Source organism: Paenibacillus solanacearum (assembly GCF_910593845.1).
GTDB classification, from domain to species: domain Bacteria; phylum Bacillota; class Bacilli; order Paenibacillales; family NBRC-103111; genus Paenibacillus_G; species Paenibacillus_G solanacearum.
Genome location: NZ_CAJVAS010000002.1, coordinates 20,692 through 47,004, shown reverse-complemented (window position 1 = coordinate 47,004; position 26,313 = coordinate 20,692). Strand labels below are relative to the sequence as shown.

Sequence of the window (26,313 nt, the reverse complement as noted above, 5' to 3'; positions counted from 1 at the left end):
TTGCTTGGAAAAACATACGCTTAACAACGGTCTCAGAGTCGTGCTGGAGAAAATTCCGACCTGTCGCTCCGTTGCTTTCGGCATTTGGGTCAAAACCGGATCGAGAAACGAAACGGCGCTAAATAACGGCATTTCCCACTTTATCGAACATATGCTCTTTAAAGGAACTGATACATACTCCGCCAAGGATATCGCCGAAATTTTCGACGGCATCGGGGGCAACGTGAACGCCTTTACATCCAAGGAGTATACGTGCTATTACTGCAAAGTGCTGGATGAGCATTTGCCGCTGGCGGTTGAAGTGCTGTCGAACATGTTTTTCCGCTCGGTCTTTGACACTGAGGAGCTGGAAAAAGAAAAGAACGTCATATTCGAAGAGATCGCGATGTACGACGACACGCCGGACGATATGGTGCATGACTTGATCGCCAAGGCAGCGTTCGGCGACCATTCGCTTGGCTATACGATCATCGGCACAGAGCAAAATTTGTCCGGCATGAGTTCGAACACGTTGAAAGATTATATGGCGAAGCATTATACGATCGCGAATACGGTCATCAGCATCGCCGGCAACGTGAATGACGATGTGATGGAACTGATCGAGCGGCATTTCGGCGCATTTGCCGTCCAAGGCTCGTCGGCCGCTACCGACCCGCTCGGCTTCCACCACGAACTGCAGTACAAGCAGAAGAAGACGGAGCAAAACCATATTTGTCTGTCGCTGCCCGGCTTGTCGGCCAAGGACGAGCGTCTGTACGCGATGATATTGCTCAACAACGCGGTCGGCGGAGGAATGAGCTCCAGACTGTTTCAGGAAATCCGCGAGAAGCGGGGGCTGGCATATTCCGTCTATTCGTACCATTCCTCGTATCAGGACGGGGGCCTGTTCACCGTTTATACGGGAACGGCGCCTAAGCAGACGGAGGAAGTGTTGAAGGTCACGCTCGAACTGCTCAGTGAGATCAAGAACAAGGGATTAACGCCGGCGGAGCTGCGCAAAGGGAAAGAACAGATGAAGGGCAGTCTCATTCTCAGCCTGGAAAGCACCAGCAGCCGGATGAACCGCCTCGGCAAAAACGAGCTGATGCTCGGCCGCCATTACAGTCTCGATGAGATGATCGCACGGATCGAAGAGGTAGAGATGGATCAGATCCGCGAGCTGACGGCGGACATGATGTCGCATCCGTTCGCGCTGGCGATGGTCGGCTCGTCGGATCAAGCGATTCAAGGATTTAGGAGGGATCAGCTTGTCTGACGCATTTCAAGTTCAAATCATGCGGCTTCCAGGGAATGAAGATATCCCGCTGCCGCAAAAAATGTCCGAGCTGGCCAGCGGCTTCGACCTGTACGCTGCGATCGGAGAGCCGCTTACGCTCGCTCCCGGTGACAGGGCGCTGGTGCCTACCGGCTTCGCCCTCGCCATGCCGGGAGCGCTCGAGGCGCAAATTCGCCCGCGCAGCGGCCTGGCGTTCAAGCACGGCATTACGACGCTCAACTCGCCTGGCACGATCGATGCCGATTACCGCGGCGAAGTGAAGGTGCTGCTGATCAATCACGGCCGTGAGCCGTTCGTCGTGCAGCGCAAGGAACGGATTGCCCAGATGGTGTTTCAGCTTGTGCCGAGCATCCGGCTCTTAGAGGTATCGTCGCTCGACGACACGGAGCGGGGCGCCGGCGGCTTCGGACACACCGGAACGAAATAAAACTTCAAATAAATGTGATGAAATCGCATGATGCAGCACCTCGCTTTTCGGCCGTCGCGCCGGATGAAGCGGGGTGCTGTTTTCGTTTCGGGGACTGTAACCCATCACTGGGCAGTCGCATAAAATGAGTTACCGAGAACGACATACGTCGCAGCGGCAGCGTCAGGAATGACAGGGGCGCCGACGGGCGACAAGAAAGAGGTGAGATGGAATGCTGACCGGGATTCAAGTAGCGCTGATCGGCGGCGACGCGCGCCAGCTTGAGGTGATCTTGAAATGTTCCGAGCTGGACGCATCCGTTTGCTTGATCGGATTCGATAATTTGCAAAACCAGTTTAGCGGTATCACCAAGGCGGAGCTGGTCCCCGAAGCGCTTGTGAGCATGGATGCCATCATATTGCCGGCGGTAGGCACCGATGAACAGGGAACGGTCGAGAGTTTGTTTTCATCGAAGGAGCTGCAGCTTGAAGACGAACATATTGCAGCGCTGCCGAAGCATGCCCGCGTGTTTACGGGGATGGCGAAGCCGTACCTGCGCAACTTGTGCGCAAAGCATCAAATCAGTCTCGTCGAATTGTTCGACCGGGACGATGTGGCGATTTACAATTCCATACCGACGGCCGAGGGCGCCATTATGATGGCGATCCAGAATACCGACATCACGATTCACGGTTCGAACTCGATGGTGCTCGGATTCGGCAGAACCGGCATTACACTGGCGCGAACGCTGCAGGGCATGGGCGCGAAGGTACGAATGGGCGTCAACAAGCCGGAATACTTTGCCCGCGCGGTGGAAATGAACCTGAATCCTTTTTACTCCAAGGAGCTTATTTCCCATGTTTCGCAAGTGGATTATTTATTCAATACCATCCCGTCCATGATCGTGACGGCGCAGGTGATTGCCAATTTGCCGCATCGCGCGCTCATTATCGACCTTGCTTCGAAACCGGGAGGAACGGACTTTCGTTACGCCGAGCGCAGAGGCGTTAAAGCGCTGCTTGCGCCGGGGCTTCCGGGCATCGTAGCGCCCAAAACGGCCGGCCGCATCATTGCCGACACGCTAACCCGCATCGTGATGGAAGATGCAGAGATGAGGAGGAATGTGGAGTGAATTGGCATAACATAACGGTGGGGTTTGCGCTGACCGGATCGCATTGCACGTTTGCTGAAGTCATGCCGCAAGTACAGCGGTTTGTCGATGCCGGAGCCCGTGTCGTACCGATCGTATCGAATACGCTCATGACAACCGATACGAGGTTCGGGACATCGGAAAATTGGCAAAAACAGTTGAAAGACATCACAGGAAATGATATTATTTCTTCAATTGTAGATGCAGAGCCGCTCGGCCCTTCCAAGCTGCTGGACGTCATGTTGATCGCGCCCTGCACGGGAAATACGACGAGCAAGCTGGCCAACGCCATAACGGAAAGTCCGGTGCTGATGGCTGCGAAGGCGCAAATGCGCAATCAGCGGCCGCTTGTGCTGGCGATTTCTACCAATGACGGACTTGGACTGAATGCGATGAACGTCGGCAAGCTGCTGATTACGAAGAACATCTATTTTGTGCCGTTCGGTCAGGACGCGCCTGCCGCCAAGCCCAATTCGCTAGTCGCGCGAATGGATCTGGTGATGGAAACGTGCGAAGCCGCGCTTCAAGGCAAGCAGCTGCAGCCGATGCTGATTGAGCGCTTCAATTACTGATTCCCACTTACGATATATTCATGACCGCAGGGGAGAGACAACTTATGTCGAATCAAAAGTTATTCAATGTCGCAGTCGTGGGCGCAACAGGTGCCGTAGGAGAACAAATTCTCCGCTTGCTCGCAGAACGGAATTTCCCCATTAACGAATTGAAGCTGTTGTCTTCGGCCCGTTCCGCAGGCTCGAAGCTTTCCTTTAAAGGCCGTGAAATTACGCTGGAAGAAGCGAAGCCGGAAAGCTTCGATGGCGTCGACATTGCGCTGTTCAGCGCTGGCGGCGACGTCAGCCGGGCGCTCGTGCCGGAGGCGATCAAGCGCGGAACGGTATGCGTCGACAACACGAGCGCTTTCCGTATGGATCCGGAGACGCCGCTTGTCGTGCCGGAAGTCAACATGGACAAAATCAACGAACATAAAGGCGTCATCGCCAACCCGAACTGCTCGACGATTCAGATGGTGCAAACCCTGAAACCGCTCTATGACCGGTATGGCATCTCCCGCATCATCGTTTCGACGTATCAGGCGGTATCCGGTGCAGGCGCGCGCGCGATTGACGAGATGCTGCGCCAATCCAAGGAAATCGTGAACGGCAACGAAGTAGAACCGCAAATTTTGCCGGTCGGAGCGCTTCCGAAGAAGCATCAAATCGCGTTTAACGCGATTCCGCAAATCGACAAATTCGTCGAGAACGGATTTACTTACGAAGAAATGAAAATGATCAACGAAACGAAGAAGATCATGGGCGACGACTCCCTTGAAGTGACTGCAACCTGTGTGCGGGTACCCGTAGTTTACGGACATTCCGAGTCGGTCTACGTCGAGCTCAAGTCGGATTTTGACGTTGAAGAAGTGAAGCAGCTGCTTGCGGATGCGCCGGGCATCGTGCTCCAGGACAATCCGGCGGAGCAAGTATATCCGCTTGCAACCGAAGCGGCGGGCAAACTGGAGACGTTCGTCGGCCGGGTTCGCCGCGACTTGAGCAACCCGCGCGCGCTCAACATGTGGATCGTTTCCGACAATCTGCTGAAAGGCGCGGCTTGGAATGCGGTGCAGATTGCGGAATATATTGCTATAGAAGAAAACTAATCGATACGCCACAGCGGATTCGCCCCGGTATTAGGCGCGCCGCTGTCGGTTTATGCTGGCTTCCTGTGACGCATGGGAAGCCAGGTTTTTGCCTATTTCATTGCAGGCTTTGATGGAGAAGGGGGATCTTTGGATGAAGATCTTGGTGCAGAAATTCGGAGGCACGTCCTTATCCACAGCCGAAGCCAGAGCACACGTTATCGAACACATCCGAGATGCGCTGCAGCAACAATACAAACTCGTCGTCGTCGTATCGGCTATGGGGCGTAAGGGAGAGCCTTACGCAACGGACACTTTATTGGATTGGATAAGCCATAATGGCGAAGGGCTGCCCGACAGGGAGAAAGATATGCTGCTCTGCTGCGGCGAGCTGATCTCTGCGGCTACCTTGTGCAGCCTGCTCCGGGCCGAGGGCATTCCGGCGGCCGCATTGACCGGAGCGCAGGCGGGGATTGTAACGAATGACGACTTCGGGAATGCGCAAATATTGTCGATTCATCCCGAACGCATCCTGAAGCTGCTGGATCAAGGAAACGTTGTCATTGTCGCAGGCTTTCAGGGAGCTTCCAAAGCAGGGGATTTCACTACGCTGGGCCGGGGAGGCAGCGATACGTCGGCGACAGCACTCGGCGCGGCGCTCCGGGCGGAGATCGTCGATATTTTCACAGATGTCGGCGGCATCTTGACAGCCGATCCGCGCATTGTGTCCGAGGCCAAACCGTTGTCCGCCGTATCGTATATGGAAATATGCAATATGGCGCATCTCGGCGCCAAAGTGATTCATCCCCGCGCCGTCGAACTGGCGATGCACGCGAACATTCCGGTGCGCGTACGATCGACGTTCACGAAAGAACCGGGAACGCTTGTGACGCACCCGGATGCGATCAAGGGCGAAGCCGGAGTACAGGACCGCCTCGTGACGGGTATAGCCAACGCCGCGAATATTACGCAAATCCAAGTGCTGGCGCAGGAAGGCAGCTACGACCTGCAGCTCGGTGTATTCAAAGCGATGGCGCTGCAGCGGATCAGCGTCGATTTTATCAATGTCAACCCGTCCGGCGTCGTGTATACCGTATTCGATCATGAAGCACGGCGAGCGGCGGACACGCTGCGCCAGCTTGGCTACGAGCCTTATCTTACGCCACACTGCGCCAAAGTGTCCGTCATCGGCGGAGGAATGAGCGGCGTGCCGGGCATTATGGCGAATATTGTCGAAGCATTGACGGGTGAAGATATACAGATACTGCAATCCGCCGATTCGCATGCCACGATCTGGGTGCTTGTCCAGGGAGAAGACATGGCGAAGGCGGTGCGCGCGCTTCATAGACAGTTTGCATTGCACAGATGAATGATTAGGAGGACTTGTCGTGGATTTCGGAAGACTGATAACAGCGTTGGTAACGCCTTTTGACGACAACTTGCAGGTAGATTGGGCCGCATTCGAAAAGGTGATGGATTACGCGATCGACGAGCAGCAAAGCGACAGCCTCGTTATTTGCGGCACGACGGGCGAATCGCCGACGTTGACAGAGGAAGAGAAGCTTGGATTGTTCGCCGCGGCGGTAAAGCACGCCAACGGCCGTTACAAAATTATTGCCGGAACGGGCAGCAACGATACCGCCCATTCGATTCATTTGTCGCAGGAGGCGGAGAAGCTCGGCGTCGATGCGCTGCTACTTGTCGCCCCCTATTACAGCCGTACGTCGCAGGAAGGGCTGTACCAGCATTTCAAGGCGATTGCCGAGTCGGTCAGCATCCCGGTTATTCTTTATAACGTTCCGGGGCGCACGGGAATCAACATTGATCCCGATACGACCATCCGTCTGTCGCACATTCCGAATGTCGTGGCTACGAAAGATTGCGCTGACACGGACCAGCTGACCCAGATTGTAAGCGGGGCTGCGCCAGGATTTACGGTGTACAGCGGAGACGACAGCTCGGCTTTGCCTGCACTGGCCGTTGGCGCCCATGGCATCGTAAGCGTTGCGAGCCATGTCATTGGAAAAGAAATGAAAAGTATGATAAACTTCTATTTACAGGGAAATGTTCAAGAGGCGGCGAAGCTTCACGGCAAGCTGTTGCCGGTATTCCGCGGATTGTTCTTTTGTCCGCATCGCGTACCGAGCCCGGCTCCTGTGAAATTCGCATTGAACCATAAAGGCATTAGGGTTGGAAGCGTACGCTTGCCGCTCGTGGATGTAACCGAAAAAGAAGGACAGTTCATTGCAACGCTGTTTGAATGAGCTCTTTTGAGGCAAAATCGGTGCCATTCCGGCATCGGTTTTATTGTTTTGGGAAACAATACGCTTACCGAGGGGATTCGGCCTTGAAGGCAGCTAACTTGTAATTGCTTATTTTGATCATGTATAATGATGGCAAGTGACTGGTGCGGTATATTGGTTTTTTGTTCATACAAAAATATCGTCGTCAATTAATTCCAAGGAGGTTTATTTACTTGTCCAAAAAAAATATAGACAAACTTACGATTTTCGCCCTGGGCGGCGTGGGTGAAATCGGCAAAAATATGTATGTGGTGCAGTACGCAAACGATATCGTAGTGATCGATTGCGGTTTGAAATTTCCGGAGGAAGACATGCTCGGGATCGATATTGTAATCCCGGACATTTCCTACCTGACAGAGAATCGGGATAAAGTCAGAGGCATTATCATCACCCATGGTCACGAAGACCATATCGGCGGATTACCTTATGTACTGAAGCATTTGAACGTTCCTGTATACGGAACGCGCTTGACTCTGGGTTTGATCGAAACGAAGCTGAGAGAAGCCAATCTGCTTGGAGAAACGAAACGTGTCGTTATTACGTCGGATTCGGAGCTGAAGCTCGGCTGCATGAACGCCACGTTCTTCAAGACCAACCATAGTATTCCGGATTCCGTAGGCGTGTGCCTCGAAACGCCGGAAGGCAATGTGGTGCACACGGGCGACTTCAAGTTCGATCAAACGCCGGTCAATGAGCAGTATGCCGATTTGCACCGGATGGCGGCGATCGGAGCCAGAGGCGTGCTCGCACTCTTGTCCGATAGCACGAATGCAGAGCGGCCGGGATATACCGGGTCGGAGAGAAGCGTCGGCACGGAGATCGAAGAAGTGTTTCGCAAAGCGAAGCAGCGGGTCATTATCGCGACGTTTGCATCCAATATTCACCGGATTCAACAGGTGATCGACGCCGCTGAAGTTACGAGACGGAAAATGACGGTCATCGGACGCAGCATGGTGAACGTCGTAACGATCGCCAGCGAGCTTGGATATCTCCGTATTCCTGACGGAATGCTGATCGAGCCGGAAGAAGTGAACAAGCTTGCGGCGGATCGCGTCGTGATTTTGTCCACCGGCAGCCAAGGAGAGCCGATGTCGGCTTTGACCCGGATGGCCCGTTCGACTCACCGCAAAGTGGATATTTTGCCGGGAGATACGGTCATTATCGCTGCGACGCCGATTCCAGGGAACGAGCGGTACGTGGGACGAACTGTCGATGAGTTGATGCGGATCGGGGCCCATGTGATTTACGGTCCGGGTTCGATCACCGGCGTGCACGTTTCCGGACACGGAAGCCAAGAAGAGCTGAAGTTGATGCTCAACATCATGAAGCCGCGCTATTTCATCCCGATTCACGGGGAATATCGGATGCTTCGCCAGCACGGCATGCTGGCGGAATCGGTCGGCATAGCCAAAGAAGATATTTTCATTATCGACAATGGCGACACGGTCGAAGTTCAGGATGGCGCAGCCCGTAAAGGCTCCAAAGTGCCGGCAGGCAACGTATTGATCGACGGCCTCGGCGTAGGCGACGTCGGCAATATCGTACTGCGCGACCGCAAGCTGCTGTCGCAGGACGGCATCCTGGTCGTCGTCGTAACGCTCAGCAAGCAGGACGGCGCTATTTTGTCCGGCCCGGACATCATTTCGCGCGGCTTCGTCTATGTGCGCGAATCCGAAGGGCTGCTTGACGAGGCGAACCGTATCGTAACGAACACGCTTCAACGTTTGATGAACGAGAACGTTAACGAATGGGCTTCGCTGAAGACACATGTGAAAGACGCATTAGGACGATTTTTATATGAACAAACCAGAAGAAGACCAATGATTCTTCCAATTATTATGGAAGTTTGATTCAAACCACCAGTCATAGCCCGTTCATTGCATATAGCTTAACCGTTCACCGACCTTGCGAGTGTGTCATTCGCGAGGTCTTTTTTATGCGAGGTGGTGCATAATTTAAGGCGGGACAACCATACTATGGGAGAAATCAGACCATGGGAGGATACCCGGCATGTACACATTGTCTAACAATAAATTGGAACAGCAGCCGCCATCGGCCGAGGAAGCCAAAAAGAGCGCAGCCGTCGAAACGATTCAGCAGCTGGGGCAAACCGCAACGCCGTCCGGCGAATCGAACATTTTTTGCATGACGATCATCGGACAAATCGAAGGGCATATGGTGCTGCCGCCGCAAAATAAGACGACCAAGTACGAACATTTGATCCCGCAGCTCGTGGCGGCCGAACAAAATCCGAAAATCGAAGGTGTTCTGATCATCTTGAACACGGTAGGCGGAGATGTGGAGGCAGGACTTGCCATCGCCGAGATGATCGCCACGTTGTCCAAACCGACGGTCACGCTCGTATTAGGCGGCGGGCACAGCATCGGCGTGCCGATTGCCGTCGCATCGAACCATTCGCTGATCGCAGAGACGGCGACGATGACGATTCACCCGATTCGTCTGAACGGCCTCGTCATCGGCGTACCGCAAACATTTGAATATTTGGATAAGATGCAGGAGAGGGTTATTCGCTTCGTAACCGGGCATTCCCAAATTTCCGAGGAGAAATTCAAGGAACTGATGTTCAAGACCGGTGAGCTGACGCGAGACATCGGAACAACCGTCGTCGGCCCGGATGCGGTGAAGTACGGGTTGATCAACCGGCTTGGCGGGATCGGCGAAGGCATCCGCGAGCTGAACCGGTTGATTGAGGAACGGCGCAACGGCCAATCGGGAGGTCTGATGCAATGATTCACTACAGCATTCTTCCGCTGGAAGCGGTTATGGACAATATGGAGGCGGTCGAGCAGTCCCAGACAGTCGAAATCGCCATTAACGGGGTAACGATGCAGGTACAGCCGATGAACGGACATCAGGCGATGATCGTTCGGCTTCTGAGCTGCAACCCGCAAGATTTCTTGAACCCGCAGTATGCGCCGGGAAGAATGATTGAGTTTCAACCGGTACTGCAGGGCTAACAACAAGATGCAAAAGGCTCGTTTCAGCTCTTCCCCAGTTTATGGTATAATAGTGTCTTGGGGGTGAGCGACCTTGGCCAAACGCAGAAAACGAGGCAAAGGCATCAAGACGAACCTGAAATTCGAACTATACGGCATCGTCATATTGACATTATCGATTATCGCTTTATCCCGGGAAGGGTCGGTTGCCCGTTCGCTGACGTATTTGTTCCGTTTTGTGATTGGAACGTGGGATTTTATCATTCCGCTGATATTCATATATGCCGGACTGTATGTGATGATGAAACGGGAATGGCCCGTGTGGCGAACGTCCCGCAAGACCGGGGTGCTGCTCATTTTGCTTTCGCTGCTGCTGATGAGCCATATCAGCCTGTTCGCCCAGTTGTTTCCCAAAGGGAATTTTACGGACGGGCAAATTTTGTCCCAAACCTGGTCAAGCCTGGTATCGGGGCTGGGCTCCAAGCCCGGGGGACAAACGATCCTCACCGATGGGGTCGGGGGCGGCATGATCGGCGCGTTCTTGTACGCCGTGTTTCACTTTCTGTTCGATAACCTGGGAGCGCGGCTGCTGCAATACACGTTGTTCGTTTCCGGCTTCATCCTCGTCACCGGCATCTCGGTGGGCGATTTGGTGGAGCGGATTCGGGGACGCAAGTCGTTCGCGGACACGCTTCTGGGCCAATACATAAAACGAATCATGCAGCAAAGCAAGCCGCGGAAAAAAGCGGCGGAAGCGCCGCAGGACAAGAGGAAGAAGCCGCAGCCTGCCTTTTTCCCGATGGATGACGAGTTCGACGAGGAGACGCTGCGTCCGGAGCGCAAAGAACGGAAGACAGGCAAAAAGCGTTCGATGTTCTTCGAATTGATCAATCCTTCCGCAGGCAAAGAGGGGAAACCGGCGAAGGCGGGCAGCCGTGCCGCAGAGGAAGTCCCGGCAGAGGTTACCGTCTATTCCGCGGAGCCGGACCCGGCCTACCCCGACACCCTGAAGGGCGGCGCAGCGGATTACGAAGAGCCGGAAGCGGATTATGCGATACCGGTTATCCGCGATTTTCAGGAGCAGGTCAAGCAGGAGAACGAGCTCGGCTCGATCGCGGCCAAGCCGTCTGCCGCTGCTGCGGCATCCTCCACACCAGCGGCGAAACCCAAGTCGGCCAAAGCGGCAGACGCCGACGCGCCCCCGGACGGAGAAGAGGATCTGTCCGGAGAAGAATTCGATATCCGCAACAAGCCGCTCGAAATCCCTTACGAGCTGCCGTCGCTGCAGCTGCTGGCGAAGCCGGCGGTAGGCAAAGGGGCGGATGCGCTCGACTACAAGGCAGTGGCGCGCAAGCTGGAGGCGACGCTGGAGAGCTTCGGCGTTCGCGCGAAGGTGCTTGAAGTGGTGCGCGGCCCGGCCGTCACCCGTTATGAGATTCAGCCGGACGTCGGGGTGAAGGTGAGCCGGATCGTCAGTTTGACTGACGATATCGCTTTGGCGCTGGCAGCCAAAGACATTCGGATGGAAGCACCGATCCCCGGCAAGTCCGCGATTGGCATCGAAGTTCCGAATACGGAAGTATCGGTCGTTACCATGCGCGAAGTCATGGAAAGTCCGGCATTCCAGGATTCGGCCGCGAAGATGTCCATCACGCTCGGCCGCGATATTTCCGGACAGCCGATCGTCGGCAATTTGGCGCGTATGCCGCATATGCTCGTAGCCGGAGCTACCGGCTCGGGTAAGTCGGTTTGCATCAACGGCATTATTACAAGCGTACTGTACAAAGCCAAGCCGGATGAAGTGAAGTTTTTGATGATCGACCCGAAGATGGTCGAGCTGAACGTCTATAACGGAATTCCGCATTTGCTCGCGCCGGTCGTGACCGACCCGAGGCGGGCGTCGCTGGCACTCAAAAAAGTCGTGGTGGAGATGGAGAAACGATACGAGCTGTTCTCCAAGAGCGGCACGCGCAACATCGAAGGCTACAACTCGATGCTGGTCGAGACGCAGAGCGGCGCTCCGCTGCCGTATATTGTCGTCATCGTGGACGAGCTTGCGGACTTGATGATGGTGGCGGCAAACGACGTCGAAGACTCCATCTGCCGCTTGGCGCAGATGGCGCGGGCCGCCGGCATTCACTTGATTATCGCTACGCAGCGTCCGTCGGTCGACGTCATTACAGGCGTCATCAAAGCGAACATTCCGTCGCGGATTGCGTTCGGCGTATCGTCCCAGGTCGACTCGCGGACGATTCTTGACATGGTCGGCGCCGAGAAGCTGCTCGGCCGCGGGGATATGCTGTATCTCCCGATGGGCGCTTCCAAGCCGGTTCGGGTGCAAGGCGCGTTCTTGTCCGATCCGGAGGTTGAAGCGGTCGTCAACTACGTGCGGACGCAAGGTCAAGCGAACTATGTCGAAGACATGGTGCCGCAAGTGGAAGAGCAGCCGGAAGGGCAGGATCAGTTCGAGGACGAACTGTACGACCAGGCCGTTCAAATCATACTGGAGGCGAAGCAGGCGTCCGTCTCGCTGCTGCAGCGCAGAATGCGCGTCGGCTATACACGGGCTGCCCGTTTGATCGACACGATGGAAGCCCGCGGCATCGTCGGCCCTTACGAGGGGAGCAAGCCGAGGGAAGTACTCGTAACAATGGAACAGTATCAGATCAACCGGATGAGCTCATAATAGGCGATCCGCCGAGAGGGAATGCCCAAGCATTCCCTCTTTTTGCTGAATAGAAGCTGACTCCCTTTCTCATAATAACCTTAAAAAGGTTGCCAATTACGTTGGAGAGAAGGGTGAGTAATCGGAAATGAACAAGCGATTGATCGTGATTACCGTGTGCTTGGTGCTGGTATTAATCGCCGGTATCGAGCTGAAACATCGAATGAATACGACGCAGACGTTCAGCGCCAATGAAATTCGCTACGGCGCCAGCGGAACGGCGGATGTATATGAGCTCCAGGGGCGATTGAAGCATCTGGGCTTTTATAGCGGCAAGGTCGACGGCGATTTCGGGTATAAGACGCTGAAATCGCTCAAATGGTTCCAGTCCGAGTTTGGCTTGCAGGCGGACGGCGTTGCCGGCAGCAAGACGAAGCTGAAGCTGTGGGAAGCGACGAAGGATTGGAAAGCGTCCGCCGCGGATTTGCCGCCTTGGCTGCCAGGTTCGCAAAGCGGCACGGGATCGGCTGCCGGAGGCGCCGGTGGCGGCGGAGGGGGAGAAGCCGTACAGCCGCCTGCTTCGACGAATGCCGGCATGGCGCCTTCGACCAAGCTCGGCTTGTCGGAGCAGGATTTGAACCTGATGGCCAATGCTGTGCACGGCGAAGCGCGGGGCGAGCCGTACATTGGCCAAGTGGCCGTAGCTGCGGTCATTCTGAATCGGGTGAAGCATGCCAGCTTCCCGAATACCGTCTCGGGCGTAATTTTTCAGCCGGGGGCATTTACGGCGGTCGCCGACGGCCAAATTTGGCTGACACCGGACGAATCGTCCAAAAAAGCGGTGCTGGAAGCGCTGAACGGTTCCGATCCGACCGGGGGCTGCATTTATTACTTTAACCCGGTCACAGCAACGTCCAAGTGGATTTGGAGCCGGCCGCAAGTGAAGCAAATCGGCAAACATATTTTTTGTAAATAAGGCATTGGATAGAAGTAACCTGTTCCGAAGGTTGCTTCTTCTATTTCTGGAGGAATATAATGGAATAGTTATGAAAGGAAGGTAATCACGGACTATGAAGGGAGTTGTTTCGCCTTTGAAGCAAATACATTTCGAGCGCGGTACGTCGGGCAATATACGCGTTCACGTGCTTCCTACACAGCAGTTCAAAACATTCGCGATTTCCGTCTATATCGGATGCCCGCTGGAGGAAGATACGGTGACGGCGACGGCGCTCATTCCGTTCGTGCTGCGCAGAGGCAGCCAGGCCTACCCTGAGACGAAACGGTTCCGCGAGCAGCTCGATAATTTGTACGGTGCCGGCTTCGGCTTCGATATTTACAAGCGTGGCGATTATCAGATGGTACAGTTCCGCATGGATGTCATCCAGGACGCATTCGTCTCGAGCAGCGAATCGCTATTGGAGCAGGCGGTTGAATTTCTTGGCCAGGCGGTGACGCAGCCGGCGCTTGAAGGCGATACATTCGTGAAGAAGTACGTCGAATCGGAGAAGACGACGCTGCAAAAACGGCTGGAAGCCATCGTGAACGACAAAATCCGTTACGCCGCGGAGCGCTGCATCGAAGAGATGTGCAGCGAAGAGCCCTACAAGCTGCATCCGCTCGGCAAAATCGCAGATTTGCCGCACATTGACGCCGATACCCTCATGGACCGCTACCGTTCGTTTTTGCAAAACTCGCCGATCGATATTTACGTCGTCGGGCATACGAATTTGCAGCAGGTGCTTCCGCTGATCGAGCGTTATTTTCACGTGCATAGCGGCACATCGGCGGCCTATTCCAGAAAATCGGAGCACCGCAATGTGGCGCAAATCAAGGAAGTCGTGGAACGCATCGATGTCAATCAAGGCAAGTTGAATATGGGGCTGCGCATCAACACTTCCTATGGCGACGAATCGTATGCAGCCGCATTAATGTATAACGGCATTCTGGGCGGCTATCCGCATTCGAAACTGTTTACAAACGTGCGCGAGAAAGAAAGCCTGGCCTACTACGCTTCTTCCCGCCTGGACGGCCACAAGGGCATCTTGACGATTCAGTCGGGCATTGAGATCGGCAATTACGAGAAAGCCGTTACCATCATCAAGGAACAGCTTCAGGCGATGAGAGAAGGCCGGATCAGCGACACCGAGCTGCAGCAGACCAAGGCAATGATCACGAGCCATCTGCGCGAGCTGCAGGATTCCGCATTCGAGCTGATCTCCTTCGATTTCAACAACATCTTGTCGGGAGCCAGCCGCACCGTTCCCGCTTTGATTGAAGCGGTCGAAGCGATCGACAAAAGCCGCATTCAGGAAATGGCAGCGCAAGTGGAACTGGATACCGTTTATTTTTTGCGCGATAAAAAGGGGGAAGCCTAAATGCAAGTCGTCCCTTATCCTCACGTACGCGAGACGCTCTATACGGAGCAGCTTCCGAATGGGCTGACGGTCGTCGTTTTGCCCAAAGAAGGATTTCAGAAAACATACGCGACGTTCACAACCAAATACGGTTCGATCGACAACACGTTCCAAGTGGAAGGCGGAACGAAGCAGCATGTTCCGGACGGCATCGCCCATTTTCTGGAGCATAAAATGTTCGAAGAGCCGACAGGCGATATCTTCTCGGTGTTTGCTGCGCAGGGCGCCTCGGCGAACGCGTTTACGAGCTTCGATCGCACAGCCTATTTGTTTTCCGCGACCGGACAAATTAAAGAAAATTTATCCACGCTGATCGATTTTGTGCAAAATCCTTATTTCACCGATGCGAACGTCGAGAAGGAAAAAGGCATTATTGGCCAGGAAATCAAAATGTACGAGGACAATCCTGACTGGCGCTCGTATTTCGGCTTGATCGAAACGATGTATCACAAGCATCCGGTTCATATCGACATCGCGGGGACGATCGAATCCATTGCGAAGATTACGAAAGAAATGCTGTACGATTGCTACCATACGTTTTATCATCCGAGCAATATGATTCTGTTCGTCGTCGGCGGGGTGAATGCCGAAGAGATCATGGAGCTGGTCCGGGCGAACCAGAACGGCAAGTCGTACGGTCCGCAAGGGACGATTCATCGTTACTTCGAGGATGAACCGGCATCGGTCAAAGAGCCGAAGAAAGTCACCGTGCTGCCCGTGTCATTGCCCAAATGCTTGTTCGGCTGCAAGGAGCCGGATCAGCCGCTGCGCGGTACTCCGATGCTGAAGCGGGAGCTTGCGATGAAAGTGCTGCTCGATCTGCTCCTTAGCCCCAGCTCGGCCATTTATCAGAAGCTGTACGACGAGCAGTTGATTTCGGATAACTTCGGTTCCGAATACAACATTGCCGAGGGCTATGCGTTTTCCGTCCTCGGCGGCGACACGAAGGATCCCGAACAGATGATTGCCATGGTTCGGGAAGAGATCGATAAAGTGAAGGCAACGGGCGTGAATGCGGCCGACTTCGAGCGCAGCAAGAAGAAAAAAATCGGTGCCTTCCTGCGGCTGTTGAACTCACCGGAAGCGATTGCCAACCAGTTTACGCAATACCGGTTCAAAGGGGTCGATCTGTTCGATATTTTGCCGGTGTACGAAAGCTTGACGATAGAGGACGTGAACGAATTATTGAAGCAGCATTTTAACTGGAACCAGATGGCGGTCTCGCTTGTGACCAGTGAAGCGAAGTGACGAATCATCCGAAGCCGTTTACGGAGCAAACGGTATTGATTACGGGGGCGAGCCGCGGCATTGGCGCGGCGATCGCCCATCGTTTTGCCTCCGTCGGCATGAACATTATCATTCATTATTTGCAATCGCATGAGGCTGCCAACGAAATTGCCCGCAGCTGCATGAAGCAAGGCTCGCGCGTGCTGACGGTCACTGCCGATTTGCGCTCGCTGGAACAGATCGAACGGATGCGCGAGAAGCTGGAGCATCACGGGATGATTCCGGATATTTTAGTCAATAATGCGGGGATCGCCCATTACGGCTTGCTATCGGATATGACCGAGGCGCAGTGGGACGAGCTGATGAGCATTAACCTGAAAGGCACGTTTCTGATGACGCAGCAGTTCATGAAGCCGATGATTTCGCAAAAATACGGCCGGATCATCAATGTCTCATCGATTTGGGGCATTGCCGGAGCCTCGTGCGAAGTGGCTTATTCCACCGCCAAGGGGGGCATCAATGCTTTCACCAAAGCGCTGGCGAAGGAGCTCGCCCCTTCCGGCGTCACCGTGAATGCGGTTGCGCCCGGCGTGGTGGATACGGCGATGATGGCCGGCTTTGACCAGCAGGAAAAAGCAGCCATCGAGAACGAAATTCCGCTGGGCCGGTTTGCTCAGCCCGATGAAATCGCCTCGCTCGTTTATTTTCTCGCCCTGCCGGAATCCAGCTATATTACGGGGCAAATCATAAGCCCGAACGGCGGTTTTCTTACTTGACCCGAGCAATGGCATCATTTCCAGCGATCTTTGCCTAAGCAAGAAGGTGTGCCGTCAGAATAAATTCCGCTCCTTTAGCGAACATTAACTTTGTAACGACCACGTATGCTCGTGCTGCGTGCCAAACGCAGCCGATCTGCGGCGATCAACAAACCAAAGGAGGAATCGAGCATGGCCACAGTGCTGAAAGTATTTGAACGCTGGAAAGAATTTTTGGGTGAACGTGTGAAGCAAGCTGAACAAGCGGGTATGACGGAAGAAACGATCTCCAATCTCGCCTTCCAGATCGGTGAATTTTTGTCCGATAAAATCGACCCGGAAAACAAAGAAGAGCGTGTGCTTAAAGAGCTGTGGGACGTATGCGACGAGCAAGAACGCAAAGTGCTGGCCACAGCGATGGTCAAGCTGGCCAAAGCCAACGCCTAACTTATACGCTATTATTTGAAGCCTCCTGCCAAGGGGGCTTTTCCTTACGATTTCTGCTATAATGAAATCACATTTTGTCCATAAGCGGAAAGAGGTAGGAAAAGATTCATGAGATTGGCAAAAACGATCGTTGTCTGCATATGTATCTTAGTAATGCTAGCGGCCTGCGGCAAACACATTCCCGCAATCGATCCGCAGCTATTGCAAAGCAAGTCTTCCTTATTGGTCATTACCGGCTCTGCATTCCCGGATGCGGCGAAAAGCAAGCTGAACGCTTCCCTGGTGAAATGGAGAGATACGAACCACATTGCCTTCGAATGGATGAGCGATACGAGCGAACTGTCGGAAGCGCAGTGGGATAAAATCAAATCCGTTCCGTACGATTATATTGTAGTGATCGGCCACGCGCTGATGGAGAGTGTGCTGCCGACGGCACAGCAAGTCACCAGCCGAAAATGGATTATGCTTGACGACCTGCCGGCGCAGGAGGCGACGGCGGTGCCATTCGACCACATCATGCTGAAGCAGGTGCCTCAGGCACGGCTGCATGCCGAATGGGACGTATGGGTACGCCAGCAGCTTGTCTCCGGGCGAATCATCGAATGGGTTACGCAATCGACCAAGCCGATTCCATCGGATTGGGCTCCCTCCGAGGAAGCCGAATACATAACGCTGACGGATGCCGAAGGCTGGTATCCCCAGTTTCAATTTCAGGCGCGGCAGCATGGAGCAAGCTGGATTGTCACTTACGCAACGCTCGAACAAGCGGCCATGAACCGTTTGAAAAATTTGTCGATACCGATCGTCAATATGGCCGCTACCGGCGTCGAACAGCAGTGGGATGCCATCCTGTCAGGATTGCTCGACATGATGCAAAATAGAAGCTGGAAGCCCGGCAATCAGCCTTATGCGGACAATGAAGTAAAGATCGTAAAGAATTTGTAACTTTATTTTGTCCCTAGGGAGGAGTTTGGCGAATATTGTAGAATATTTTCGTAACAACTGACAAAATTAGAACGGAGACTTGGTTACTATGATCCCAGAAGTGAACAGCCACTCGAATGAAATGAAACAATGGTATATGGAATACCGTATTCATAAAAACCGCCCCGGTCTGCTTGGCGACATCGCTTCGCTGATGGGGATGCTCGATATTAATATCGTGACGATCAACGGGGTGGAAGACCGTACCCGAGGGTTGCTTTTGCAAACCAATGATGAAGAAAAAATTGAACTTATGGGTAAAATGTTGAAAAAGGTGGATAATATAACTATTACTGCCTTAAGACCTCCGAAGCTGGTCGATATTTTGGCGGTTCGCCACGGCCGCTATATCGAACGGGATTCGGACGATCGCAAGACGTTCCGGTTTACTCGCGACGAATTGGGTCTGCTTGTCGATTTTTTGGGCGAGCTGTTCAAGAGGGACGGCAACCGCGTCGTAGGATTGCGGGGCATGCCGCGCGTGGGCAAAACCGAATCGATTATTGCCGGCAGCGTCTGCTCGAACAAGCGCTGGACGTTCGTTTCTTCTACGCTGCTTCGGCAAACGGTGCGCAGCCAGCTTTCCGAGGACGAGATGACCCCGAACAACGTCTTTATTATCGACGGCATCGTATCGACGCTTCGCTCCAACGAGAAGCACCACGCGCTGCTGCAAGAAATTATGGCCATGCCGTCGACGAAAGTCATCGAGCATCCGGATATTTTCATTCGCGAATCGCAGTATACGTACGATCATTTCGATTGCATCGTAGAGCTGCGCAATACGCCGGACGAAGAGATTACGTACGAAACGTTCACCAGCGGATTCGACGATTATTAAGATTTGGAAGCGGGGCTTGCCTCCGCTACTTGATCGTTCCCATATGAACGGGAAGGGGTGAAAGACGTGTCCGACCTTGGACAGCTGCTTAGAAAAGCCAGGATGGAAAATAAGATTTCACTGGATGATTTGCAAGAAACAACGAAAATACGCAAGCGGTACTTGGAAGCGATTGAAGAAGGCGACTACAAAATTATGCCCGGCAACTTCTACGTCCGCGCTTTTATTAAGAGCTATGCCGAGGCGGTGGGTCTCGATCCGAACGAAGTGCTTCGCTTGTACCAGAACGTGATCCCATCGCCGGAGCCTGAGCATATCGAACCGATCCGCACCAAACGAACGACCCGCAATACGGAGCGCATCGGAAAATGGGCATCGAACGTGATGATGATTTCGTTCGTCGTGCTGATCCTCGGGATCATCTATTACTACATTAATCAAAGCTATGTAGGCGGCGCGGCCAATGATGCACAGCAAGAACAGTCCAAGAAGCTGACCGATAAAACGGAGCCGTCTGCGCCTGCGCCTCAGACCGAAGGCGGTTCCGGTACCACTGCGCTGGCCGAGAGCAAGCCGCCGGAGAAACCGCCGGAAACGCCTCCGCCGCCGGCCATGGAAGTGAAGCTGGTGAAAAGCGACCGGGGTACCGATTATTATACCGTATCCAATACGAAGAAATTGAAGATCGAGATGAACATCAGCGGCGACGCTTGCTGGATTCAGCTCGATTCCCTCGGCGCTACCAAGCAAATGGTGGAACAGGGAACGTTCCAGAACGGCAATACGAAGACATGGGAGCTGGACAATGCGGCGTATATGATATTCGGCAAAGCGAATGCCGTGGAACTTAAAATTAACGGTACGCCGGTCATTGTAGGCGACGCAGCGAACGTCAAGAAGCTGCAGATCGAGTTCGCGCAGCTGTAAGCGTGCAGTTGTGCTATAGGAAAAGACACGAAGCTTTGTGCTGGCGTGTCTTTTTTTGCTATAATATTTGGAAAGATGAACAGACGAATTTTGAAATTCGTTTTGAAGGAAAGGGGCACCGCCGTGAGCAGTGAAAATTCATTCGATATCGTGTCCAAGCTGGATACGCAAGAGTTAGCGAACGCCATCAATCAGGCCGAGAAGGAGATCGCCACCCGATTTGACTTCAAAGGCAGCAAGAGCAGCATTGCGCTGGAGAAGGAAGAGCTTGTCGTCGTGTCCGATGACGATTTCAAGCTTCAGAACGTGCTTGACATTTTGCAATCGAAGATGGCAAAACGAGGCATTTCCCTTAAAAACCTGGACTACGGCAAGGTCGAGCCTGCTGCATCGGGAACCGTGCGCCAGCGCATTAAAGTAAAGCAAGGCATCGACCAGGACAATGCGAAAAAGATCAACATTCTCATTCGCGACTCCAAATTAAAGGTTAAAAGCCAGATTCAAGGCGATCAAATTCGGGTGACCGGCAAGAGTAAAGATGACCTTCAACAAGTAATGGGACTGCTGCGCAAAGCCGATTTGCCGCTGGAGCTGCAGTTTAACAATTTCAAATAAGGCCGTCGCCGTACAAGCCCTTGGGAATGAATCCATTCGCAGGGGCTTCCCCGCTTTTGACACTCCGAACGGGCTTATATTATACTTGTTACGAAAAGTACATGCGAAAAAGCTTCAAACCGTTTGGGAGGACTATACATGACAGAGAAAGTTAAAGTGGTGACGCTGGGATGTGAGAAGAATCTGGTCGATTCTGAAATCATGTCCGGCCTCGTTCACGAGCGCGGCTACACCCTTGTATCGGAAAAAGAAGAGGCAACGATCATTATCGTAAATACGTGCGGATTTATCGACGCGGCGAAAGAAGAGTCGGTAAATACGATTCTCGATATGGCGGAACTGAAACAAACCGCGAATCTGAAAGCCTTGATCGTTTCGGGCTGCCTGACGCAGCGCTACAAGGAAGAATTGATGAAGGAAATGCCGGAAATCGACGGCATCGTCGGCACAGGCGATTTTCATAACATCAACGGCATTATCGATGAGGCGCTCAAAGGCCGCAAGCCGGTGTACGTCGGAAATCCGGTGTTCAATTACGAACAGAAGCTGCCGCGGAGGATGGAAACGCCAAGATATACCGCCTACATCAAAATTGCGGAGGGCTGCGACAACGCCTGTACGTTCTGCAGCATACCGATTATGCGCGGCAAATTCCGCAGCCGCAGCATGGAATCGGTGCTGGATGAAGTGCAGCAGCTTGCGTCGCAAGGCGTCAAAGAAATCAGCCTGATCGCTCAAGACTCCACGAACTACGGCACGGATCTGTACGACAGCTTCATGCTGCCGACGCTGATGAATAAAGTAAGTGAAGTGCCGGGCATCGAGTGGGTGCGTTTGCACTATGCGTATCCCGGATTTTTCACGGACGAGCTGATCGATGTGATCGCGAACAATCCGAAAGTGTGCAAATACGTCGATATGCCGCTGCAGCACAGCGAGGACAGCATACTGAAGCGGATGCGCCGTCCGGGACGCCAGCGCGATGCGCGCGAATTGATCAAGAAGATCAGGGAGCGGATTCCGGGCGTTTCGCTGCGCACCTCGATCATTGTCGGCTTCCCTGGAGAAACCGAGGAAGATTTCGAGAATTTGAAGCAGTTCGTCCGCGACGTCGGTTTTGACCGTCTGGGCGTGTTCACTTACTCCAAGGAAGAGGATACGCCGGCATCCCGTTTGCCGGATCAACTGCCGGACGAGGTGAAGGAGTACCGCCAGAACGTGCTGATGGAAATTCAGCGCGAAATTTCGAATGAGCGCGGCAGCTCGCGGATCGGGCAAGTGGTCGATGTGCTGATCGAGAAATACGACGGCCGCAATGACGTCTACATCGGGCGCTCGCAATTCGACGCGCCGGAGATCGACGGGGAAGTGTTCGTTGGCGGCGCGCAGCTGAATATCGGGGAAATAGCGAAGGTGCGCATTACGCACTCGTTCGAGTTTGACTTATCCGGGGAGGTTGTCGCATGAATCTGGCCAACCGGATCACTTTGGCGAGAATTTTTTTAGTTCCGATTATTATGTTTTTCCTGCTCGTCAATGTGAAAACGCCCCATATCCGGATCGAGCAGTTCACGATTACCTATAACCAAATTATCGCAGCGTTAATCTTTATCGTTGCCGCCAGCACAGACAGCTTGGACGGCTACATTGCAAGGAAACGGAAGCTGGTTACGAATCTGGGAAAGCTGCTTGATCCGCTTGCCGACAAGCTGCTTGTATCGGCGGTGCTCGTTTCTCTCGTGGAAATGGGAAAGCTGGGCGCTTGGGTGGCCATCGTGATCATCAGTCGGGAGTTCGCCGTGACCGGCCTGCGGCAAATCGCGCTGCTGGAAGGCAGGGTGGTGGCAGCCAGCAAATGGGGGAAATGGAAGACCGGCGTTCAGATTACCGCGATTATCGCGCTTTTGCTGAACAACTTTCCTTTCGAATTCATCCATGTGCGGTTCGATCTGTTTGCCAGCTGGGTGGCGGCGATCATCACGATGTACTCCGGGTTCGATTATTTTATGAAAAACAAGGATGTCATTAACTGGAATGAACAAAAACAATAGGTTTCCCGCCTATTGTTTTTGTTTGCGCATAATCTTCATCGAAGGCTTGGACAGAAGCTTGTCATGCTTTTCTAATCCGAAGGAGGATGCTGGATGAGAGCGGAAATCATAGCGGTAGGCACGGAGCTATTGATGGGCCAAATCGTCAACACGAACGCCCAGTACATATCGAGAGGACTGGCGGACATCGGCGTCGGCGTATACTTTCAAACCGTTGTCGGCGATAATGTCCAGCGGATGAAGGAGTCGCTGCGGATCGCCAAAGGACGCGCGGACGTCATTATTTGCACCGGCGGGCTTGGACCGACGCAGGACGATCTGACCAAAGATGTGCTGGCTGAAACGGTCGGCCAGCGTCTGGTTATGCACGCCCCCTCGATGGACAAAATCGAGCAGATGTTCCAAGCGCGCGGCGTGCCGATGGTCGAAAGCAATGCGCGGCAGGCGCTCATGCTGGAGCATAGCGAGCCGTTAGCCAATGACACCGGGCTGGCCGTTGGCGTTGCGCTGACTCACGAGGGCACGCATTACGTATTGCTGCCGGGTCCGCCGAAAGAAATGAAGCCGATGTTCGACCGCTACGCCAAGCCATGGATCGTCTCCCGGATGGAGAGCGTGCAGCCGCTCTATTCCGTCATGCTCAAGTTCGCGGGCATCGGCGAATCGCAGCTGGAGCATGCGCTCATCGATTTGATCGAAGCGCAGGGCGATACGACCATCGCCCCGTATGCGAAGGAGGGAGAGGTCGCGATCCGGCTGACGACCCGCGCCGTTTCCGAGGCGGAAGCGCAGACGAAGCTGCAGCCGCTGGAGGCGGACATTCGCCGCCGGGTGGGCGAATACGTCTACGCCGCCGAGGACATTGCGCTGGAGGAAGCGGTGCTGCGGCGGCTCGCCGATCAGGGCCGTACGCTGGCTGTAGCGGAGAGCTGCACCGGCGGGCTGCTAAGCGATTTGCTGACGAACATTCCCGGCAGCTCGGCCGCCTTCGCGGGCGGGATCATCTGCTACACGAACCGGGTGAAGCACGGGCTGCTGAACGTGCCGATGGAGCAGCTGGAAGGGGTTGAGGCGCCGGGCGCTATCAGCGAGGAAACGGCCCGCATGCTGGCGGAACAGGTCCTGGCATTGACCGGCGCGGACTACGGAGTATCCGTAACCGGGGTAGCCGGACCGGGTGAATCGGAAGGCAAACCGGTCGGCCTGGTGTATGTCGGCGTAGCCGCGCGTGACGGCGAAACGACGGTGAAGCAGCTGCAGCAGTTCGGCAACAGGGAGACGATCAAGCTCCGATCCGCGAAGAGCGCGCTCTATCATCTATGGAAACGGCTGAATTCGTAGGGTTGCGATCCGCTAGAAAATACAATATAATAGCAATAACGGAAGCACCGTAACAAGTCAGCCATTTGTTACGGTTTTTCTTTTGCCGAAGAAGCGAATGTATGTTCGAAAAAAAGCTTGGCAACGGAACAAAAAGCGGTTATGATATAACTATCGAATACGAGAAAAGGGAAGTGAGTCTCTTGGCAGATCGCAAAGCGGCCTTGGAAGCGGCTCTTCGCCAAATTGAGAAGCAGTTTGGCAAAGGCTCTATAATGAAACTGGGTGAATCCACCCACATGCAGGTAGAAACGATCCCCAGCGGTTCGCTGGCATTGGATATTGCACTTGGTATCGGCGGTTATCCGCGCGGTAGAATTATTGAAGTATACGGACCGGAATCATCCGGTAAAACGACGGTAGCATTGCATGCGATCGCAGAGGTGCAGAGGGCCGGCGGTACTGCTGCTTTCATCGATGCGGAGCATGCGCTTGACCCGCTGTATGCGAGCAAGCTGGGCATCAATATCGACGAGCTGCTGCTGTCGCAGCCGGATACAGGCGAGCAGGCGCTCGAGATCGCCGAAGCGCTCGTCCGCAGCGGCGCTGTGGATATCATTGTTATCGACTCCGTTGCAGCGCTTGTGCCGAGAGCGGAAATCGAAGGCGAGATGGGCGATTCCCACGTCGGTCTGCAAGCGCGGCTCATGTCGCAGGCGCTTCGCAAGCTGTCAGGGGCGATCAACAAATCCAAGGTTATCGCGATCTTTATCAACCAGCTCCGCGAGAAAGTAGGCGTTATGTTCGGCAATCCGGAGACGACGCCGGGCGGCCGCGCTCTTAAGTTTTACTCGTCTGTTCGATTGGACGTGCGCCGGGTAGAAACGATCAAGCAGGGCAATGACATGATAGGTAACCGCACCCGGATCAAAGTCGTCAAGAACAAGGTAGCTCCTCCGTTCAAGCAAGCGGATATCGATATTATGTATGGCGAAGGCATATCGAAGGAAGGCAGCATTGTCGATATCGCGACCGAGATGGATATTATTCAGAAGAGCGGTGCATGGTACTCATTCAATAACGATCGTCTTGGTCAAGGCCGGGAAAATGCGAAGCAGTTTTTGAAAGAAAATCCGCAGCTGGCGGATATTATTGAGAAGAAAATTCGCGAGAATAGCAATTTGATCGTAGCGATCGGCCCGAATACAGATGACGATGAAGAAGAAGATGAGCAGGACCTGCTCGCATCTTCGTTTGAATAGTAGTCGTGCGTAAGCACGCAGAAACGTACTGGCTACACAACAGCGGCAATCCATGCATCGAATGAAGAACGGTAAGGGAGGCACCTTTAATGAATGTTAAAGGTGCCTTTACTGCCTTTATAGCAAAGGAAACGAATGTCGGGGAGCTTTTCTTAAAGGACCGGAACCAGATCGGGGTCAAGGAGCGGTCAAGGTTCGGATCTTTCAAGAAAAACTTCATCAATCAGCGGGGACAAGAAAGCAAACTTCATCATAAGGCACGCCACGTGTCTTCTACGGAGATGCTTCGAACGGAAGCTTGCCTCATTCCGGGGAGGAGAACAGACGATGTCCGAGGAGAATCATCAGGCAGGTATTATAACGAAAGTAGAACGCCAGAAACGGTCGCCACACCGCTATAACATATATGTTGACGAGAACTACGCTTTTTCCGTGCACGAGGATATATTGATCAAATACAGGCTTCTGAAAGGGGAGTGTATGGAGGAATCGAACCTCCAGGACATATTGCACGCCGACGAAGCCAACCGAGCGTATTTGGACGCCCTCCGGCTGCTGTCGAGCCGGCTGCGTTCGGAGCATGAAATGCGCGCAAGATTGAAGCAAAAAGGATACGAGCCGGCTATCGTCGGCAAGACGGTGGATCGGCTGCAAAGCGAGAGATACTTGGACGATGAGCTGTTTGCCGAGCAGTTGACGAGGCAGCGGCTGGAATCGCAGAAGAAGGGGAGACATTTCATTCGTCAGGAGCTTCAGCAAAGAGGGATCAAGAAAGATACGATTCATGAAGCGATGGAGCTCGTCAACGAAGAGACGGAATTCCGCATGGCGTTCGGGCTGGCGGAAAAAAGATACGCGAACGAGCTAAGCCGCGATCCGGTCAAAGCGAAACGCAAAATTGCCGGCTTTCTTCAGCGCAGAGGGTACCCTGGAACGGTTGTCAGCAGGGTGCTCAAGCAATTGCCGGCCGGCACGCAGGGCGAGGAAGAATGGGATGCGGACGGATTCGGCGAGGAGTTGTGACGGGGCGCGAACTGCTTGTGAATCGCATCGCATTGAACAAAAATTACAAAACCT

At 53.9% G+C, this 26,313-nt stretch carries 25 protein-coding genes; all 25 read left to right on the top strand.

Translation table 11 applies throughout. From position 1 onward, the window contains the following. Positions 1–4 precede the first annotated feature (4 nt). The 25 genes from KXG62_RS02520 (at position 5) to KXG62_RS02400 (ending at position 26,259) form a co-directional block, all read left to right on the top strand. Complete coding sequence (locus KXG62_RS02520; RefSeq protein ID WP_218090351.1) at positions 5–1,255, top strand: M16 family metallopeptidase; 1,251 nt, start codon at positions 5–7, stop codon at positions 1,253–1,255. After that, positions 1,248–1,703: a dUTP diphosphatase gene (gene dut / locus KXG62_RS02515; RefSeq protein ID WP_281426610.1), complete on the top strand. Its 456-nt coding sequence runs from the start codon at positions 1,248–1,250 to the stop codon at positions 1,701–1,703. The genes KXG62_RS02520 and dut overlap by 8 nt, the downstream gene beginning before the upstream one ends. 211 nt (positions 1,704–1,914) lie before the next feature. Further along, positions 1,915–2,814: a dipicolinate synthase subunit DpsA gene (dpsA, locus tag KXG62_RS02510; protein ID WP_218090350.1), complete on the top strand. Its 900-nt coding sequence runs from the start codon at positions 1,915–1,917 to the stop codon at positions 2,812–2,814. After that, positions 2,811–3,404: a dipicolinate synthase subunit B gene (locus tag KXG62_RS02505; protein WP_218090349.1), complete on the top strand. Its 594-nt coding sequence runs from the start codon at positions 2,811–2,813 to the stop codon at positions 3,402–3,404. The genes dpsA and KXG62_RS02505 overlap by 4 nt, the downstream gene beginning before the upstream one ends. 44 nt (positions 3,405–3,448) lie before the next feature. Further along, positions 3,449–4,489, top strand: coding sequence for an aspartate-semialdehyde dehydrogenase (locus tag KXG62_RS02500; RefSeq protein ID WP_218090348.1), 1,041 nt, complete (start codon positions 3,449–3,451; stop codon positions 4,487–4,489). Positions 4,490–4,622: 133 nt separating this feature from the next. Next, the gene (gene dapG, locus KXG62_RS02495) at positions 4,623–5,837 is read left to right on the top strand and encodes an aspartate kinase (RefSeq protein ID WP_218090347.1); all 1,215 of its coding nucleotides are present in this window, start codon (positions 4,623–4,625) and stop codon (positions 5,835–5,837) included. A 19-nt stretch (positions 5,838–5,856) separates the two neighbouring features. Next, positions 5,857–6,732: a 4-hydroxy-tetrahydrodipicolinate synthase gene (gene dapA, locus KXG62_RS02490; protein WP_218090346.1), complete on the top strand. Its 876-nt coding sequence runs from the start codon at positions 5,857–5,859 to the stop codon at positions 6,730–6,732. Between the two features lie 212 nt (positions 6,733–6,944). After that, positions 6,945–8,621, top strand: coding sequence for a ribonuclease J (locus KXG62_RS02485; protein WP_218090345.1), 1,677 nt, complete (start codon positions 6,945–6,947; stop codon positions 8,619–8,621). Positions 8,622–8,781: 160 nt separating this feature from the next. Beyond that, entirely contained in the window at positions 8,782–9,522 is a 741-nt protein-coding gene (locus KXG62_RS02480) for a ClpP family protease (RefSeq protein ID WP_218090344.1), read from the top strand. Beyond that, a complete protein-coding gene (locus KXG62_RS02475; RefSeq protein WP_218090343.1) occupies positions 9,519–9,749 on the top strand; it encodes a YlzJ-like family protein in 231 nt (76 codons plus the stop codon). The genes KXG62_RS02480 and KXG62_RS02475 overlap by 4 nt, the downstream gene beginning before the upstream one ends. 73 nt (positions 9,750–9,822) lie before the next feature. Beyond that, entirely contained in the window at positions 9,823–12,414 is a 2,592-nt protein-coding gene (locus tag KXG62_RS02470) for an FtsK/SpoIIIE family DNA translocase (protein ID WP_218090342.1), read from the top strand. 127 nt (positions 12,415–12,541) lie between these two features. After that, the gene (gene sleB / locus KXG62_RS02465) at positions 12,542–13,369 is read left to right on the top strand and encodes a spore cortex-lytic enzyme (RefSeq protein WP_218090341.1); all 828 of its coding nucleotides are present in this window, start codon (positions 12,542–12,544) and stop codon (positions 13,367–13,369) included. A gap of 115 nt (positions 13,370–13,484) precedes the next feature. Next, positions 13,485–14,768 carry an EF-P 5-aminopentanol modification-associated protein YfmF gene (yfmF, locus tag KXG62_RS02460; protein ID WP_246627265.1) on the top strand — a complete coding sequence of 428 codons (1,284 nt, stop codon included), beginning with the start codon at positions 13,485–13,487 and terminating at the stop codon, positions 14,766–14,768. Further along, positions 14,769–16,055 (top strand): EF-P 5-aminopentanol modification-associated protein YfmH, encoded by a 1,287-nt coding sequence (gene yfmH, locus KXG62_RS02455; protein ID WP_218090339.1) that lies wholly within the window; start codon positions 14,769–14,771, stop codon positions 16,053–16,055. Further along, a complete protein-coding gene (ymfI, locus tag KXG62_RS02450; protein ID WP_218090338.1) occupies positions 16,052–16,810 on the top strand; it encodes an elongation factor P 5-aminopentanone reductase in 759 nt (252 codons plus the stop codon). The genes yfmH and ymfI overlap by 4 nt, the downstream gene beginning before the upstream one ends. A gap of 171 nt (positions 16,811–16,981) precedes the next feature. Continuing rightward, the gene (locus tag KXG62_RS02445; RefSeq protein WP_218090337.1) at positions 16,982–17,236 is read left to right on the top strand and encodes a DUF3243 domain-containing protein; all 255 of its coding nucleotides are present in this window, start codon (positions 16,982–16,984) and stop codon (positions 17,234–17,236) included. Between the two features lie 108 nt (positions 17,237–17,344). Continuing rightward, the gene (locus KXG62_RS02440; protein WP_218090336.1) at positions 17,345–18,181 is read left to right on the top strand and encodes a hypothetical protein; all 837 of its coding nucleotides are present in this window, start codon (positions 17,345–17,347) and stop codon (positions 18,179–18,181) included. Positions 18,182–18,269: 88 nt separating this feature from the next. Then, complete coding sequence (locus KXG62_RS02435) at positions 18,270–19,061, top strand: DUF3388 domain-containing protein (RefSeq protein WP_218090335.1); 792 nt, start codon at positions 18,270–18,272, stop codon at positions 19,059–19,061. A gap of 57 nt (positions 19,062–19,118) precedes the next feature. Further along, positions 19,119–19,988: a helix-turn-helix domain-containing protein gene (locus KXG62_RS02430; RefSeq protein WP_281426606.1), complete on the top strand. Its 870-nt coding sequence runs from the start codon at positions 19,119–19,121 to the stop codon at positions 19,986–19,988. A gap of 123 nt (positions 19,989–20,111) precedes the next feature. Further along, positions 20,112–20,603: a YajQ family cyclic di-GMP-binding protein gene (locus KXG62_RS02425; protein ID WP_218090333.1), complete on the top strand. Its 492-nt coding sequence runs from the start codon at positions 20,112–20,114 to the stop codon at positions 20,601–20,603. Positions 20,604–20,741: 138 nt separating this feature from the next. After that, entirely contained in the window at positions 20,742–22,070 is a 1,329-nt protein-coding gene (gene rimO / locus KXG62_RS02420) for a 30S ribosomal protein S12 methylthiotransferase RimO (protein WP_218090332.1), read from the top strand. Further along, positions 22,067–22,654 (top strand): CDP-diacylglycerol--glycerol-3-phosphate 3-phosphatidyltransferase, encoded by a 588-nt coding sequence (gene pgsA, locus KXG62_RS02415; RefSeq protein ID WP_218090331.1) that lies wholly within the window; start codon positions 22,067–22,069, stop codon positions 22,652–22,654. Before rimO ends, pgsA begins: the two co-directional genes overlap by 4 nt. Positions 22,655–22,747: 93 nt before the next feature. Beyond that, positions 22,748–23,995, top strand: a complete 1,248-nt coding sequence (locus KXG62_RS02410; RefSeq protein ID WP_218090330.1) for a competence/damage-inducible protein A — start codon at positions 22,748–22,750, stop codon at positions 23,993–23,995. Between the two features lie 182 nt (positions 23,996–24,177). Then, on the top strand, positions 24,178–25,236 hold the full coding sequence (gene recA, locus KXG62_RS02405) for a recombinase RecA (RefSeq protein WP_218090329.1): 1,059 nt from the start codon (positions 24,178–24,180) through the stop codon (positions 25,234–25,236). 327 nt (positions 25,237–25,563) lie between these two features. After that, entirely contained in the window at positions 25,564–26,259 is a 696-nt protein-coding gene (locus tag KXG62_RS02400; RefSeq protein ID WP_218090328.1) for a RecX family transcriptional regulator, read from the top strand. Positions 26,260–26,313 lie beyond the last annotated feature (54 nt).

Excerpts from the sequence above, each read along its gene's own strand:
- dpsA (WP_218090350.1), top strand. The coding sequence starts at position 1,915 with ATGCTGACCGGGATTCAAGTAGCGCTGATCGGCGGCGACGCGCGCCAG.
- KXG62_RS02500 (WP_218090348.1), top strand. The coding sequence starts at position 3,449 with ATGTCGAATCAAAAGTTATTCAATGTCGCAGTCGTGGGCGCAACAGGT.
- dapG (WP_218090347.1), top strand. The coding sequence starts at position 4,623 with ATGAAGATCTTGGTGCAGAAATTCGGAGGCACGTCCTTATCCACAGCC.
- KXG62_RS02480 (WP_218090344.1), top strand. The coding sequence starts at position 8,782 with ATGTACACATTGTCTAACAATAAATTGGAACAGCAGCCGCCATCGGCC.
- KXG62_RS02475 (WP_218090343.1), top strand. The coding sequence starts at position 9,519 with ATGATTCACTACAGCATTCTTCCGCTGGAAGCGGTTATGGACAATATG.
- sleB (WP_218090341.1), top strand. The coding sequence starts at position 12,542 with ATGAACAAGCGATTGATCGTGATTACCGTGTGCTTGGTGCTGGTATTA.
- yfmH (WP_218090339.1), top strand. The coding sequence starts at position 14,769 with ATGCAAGTCGTCCCTTATCCTCACGTACGCGAGACGCTCTATACGGAG.
- KXG62_RS02445 (WP_218090337.1), top strand. The coding sequence starts at position 16,982 with ATGGCCACAGTGCTGAAAGTATTTGAACGCTGGAAAGAATTTTTGGGT.
- KXG62_RS02440 (WP_218090336.1), top strand. The coding sequence starts at position 17,345 with ATGAGATTGGCAAAAACGATCGTTGTCTGCATATGTATCTTAGTAATG.
- KXG62_RS02435 (WP_218090335.1), top strand. The coding sequence starts at position 18,270 with ATGATCCCAGAAGTGAACAGCCACTCGAATGAAATGAAACAATGGTAT.
- rimO (WP_218090332.1), top strand. The coding sequence starts at position 20,742 with ATGACAGAGAAAGTTAAAGTGGTGACGCTGGGATGTGAGAAGAATCTG.
- pgsA (WP_218090331.1), top strand. The coding sequence starts at position 22,067 with ATGAATCTGGCCAACCGGATCACTTTGGCGAGAATTTTTTTAGTTCCG.
- KXG62_RS02410 (WP_218090330.1), top strand. The coding sequence starts at position 22,748 with ATGAGAGCGGAAATCATAGCGGTAGGCACGGAGCTATTGATGGGCCAA.
- KXG62_RS02400 (WP_218090328.1), top strand. The coding sequence starts at position 25,564 with ATGTCCGAGGAGAATCATCAGGCAGGTATTATAACGAAAGTAGAACGC.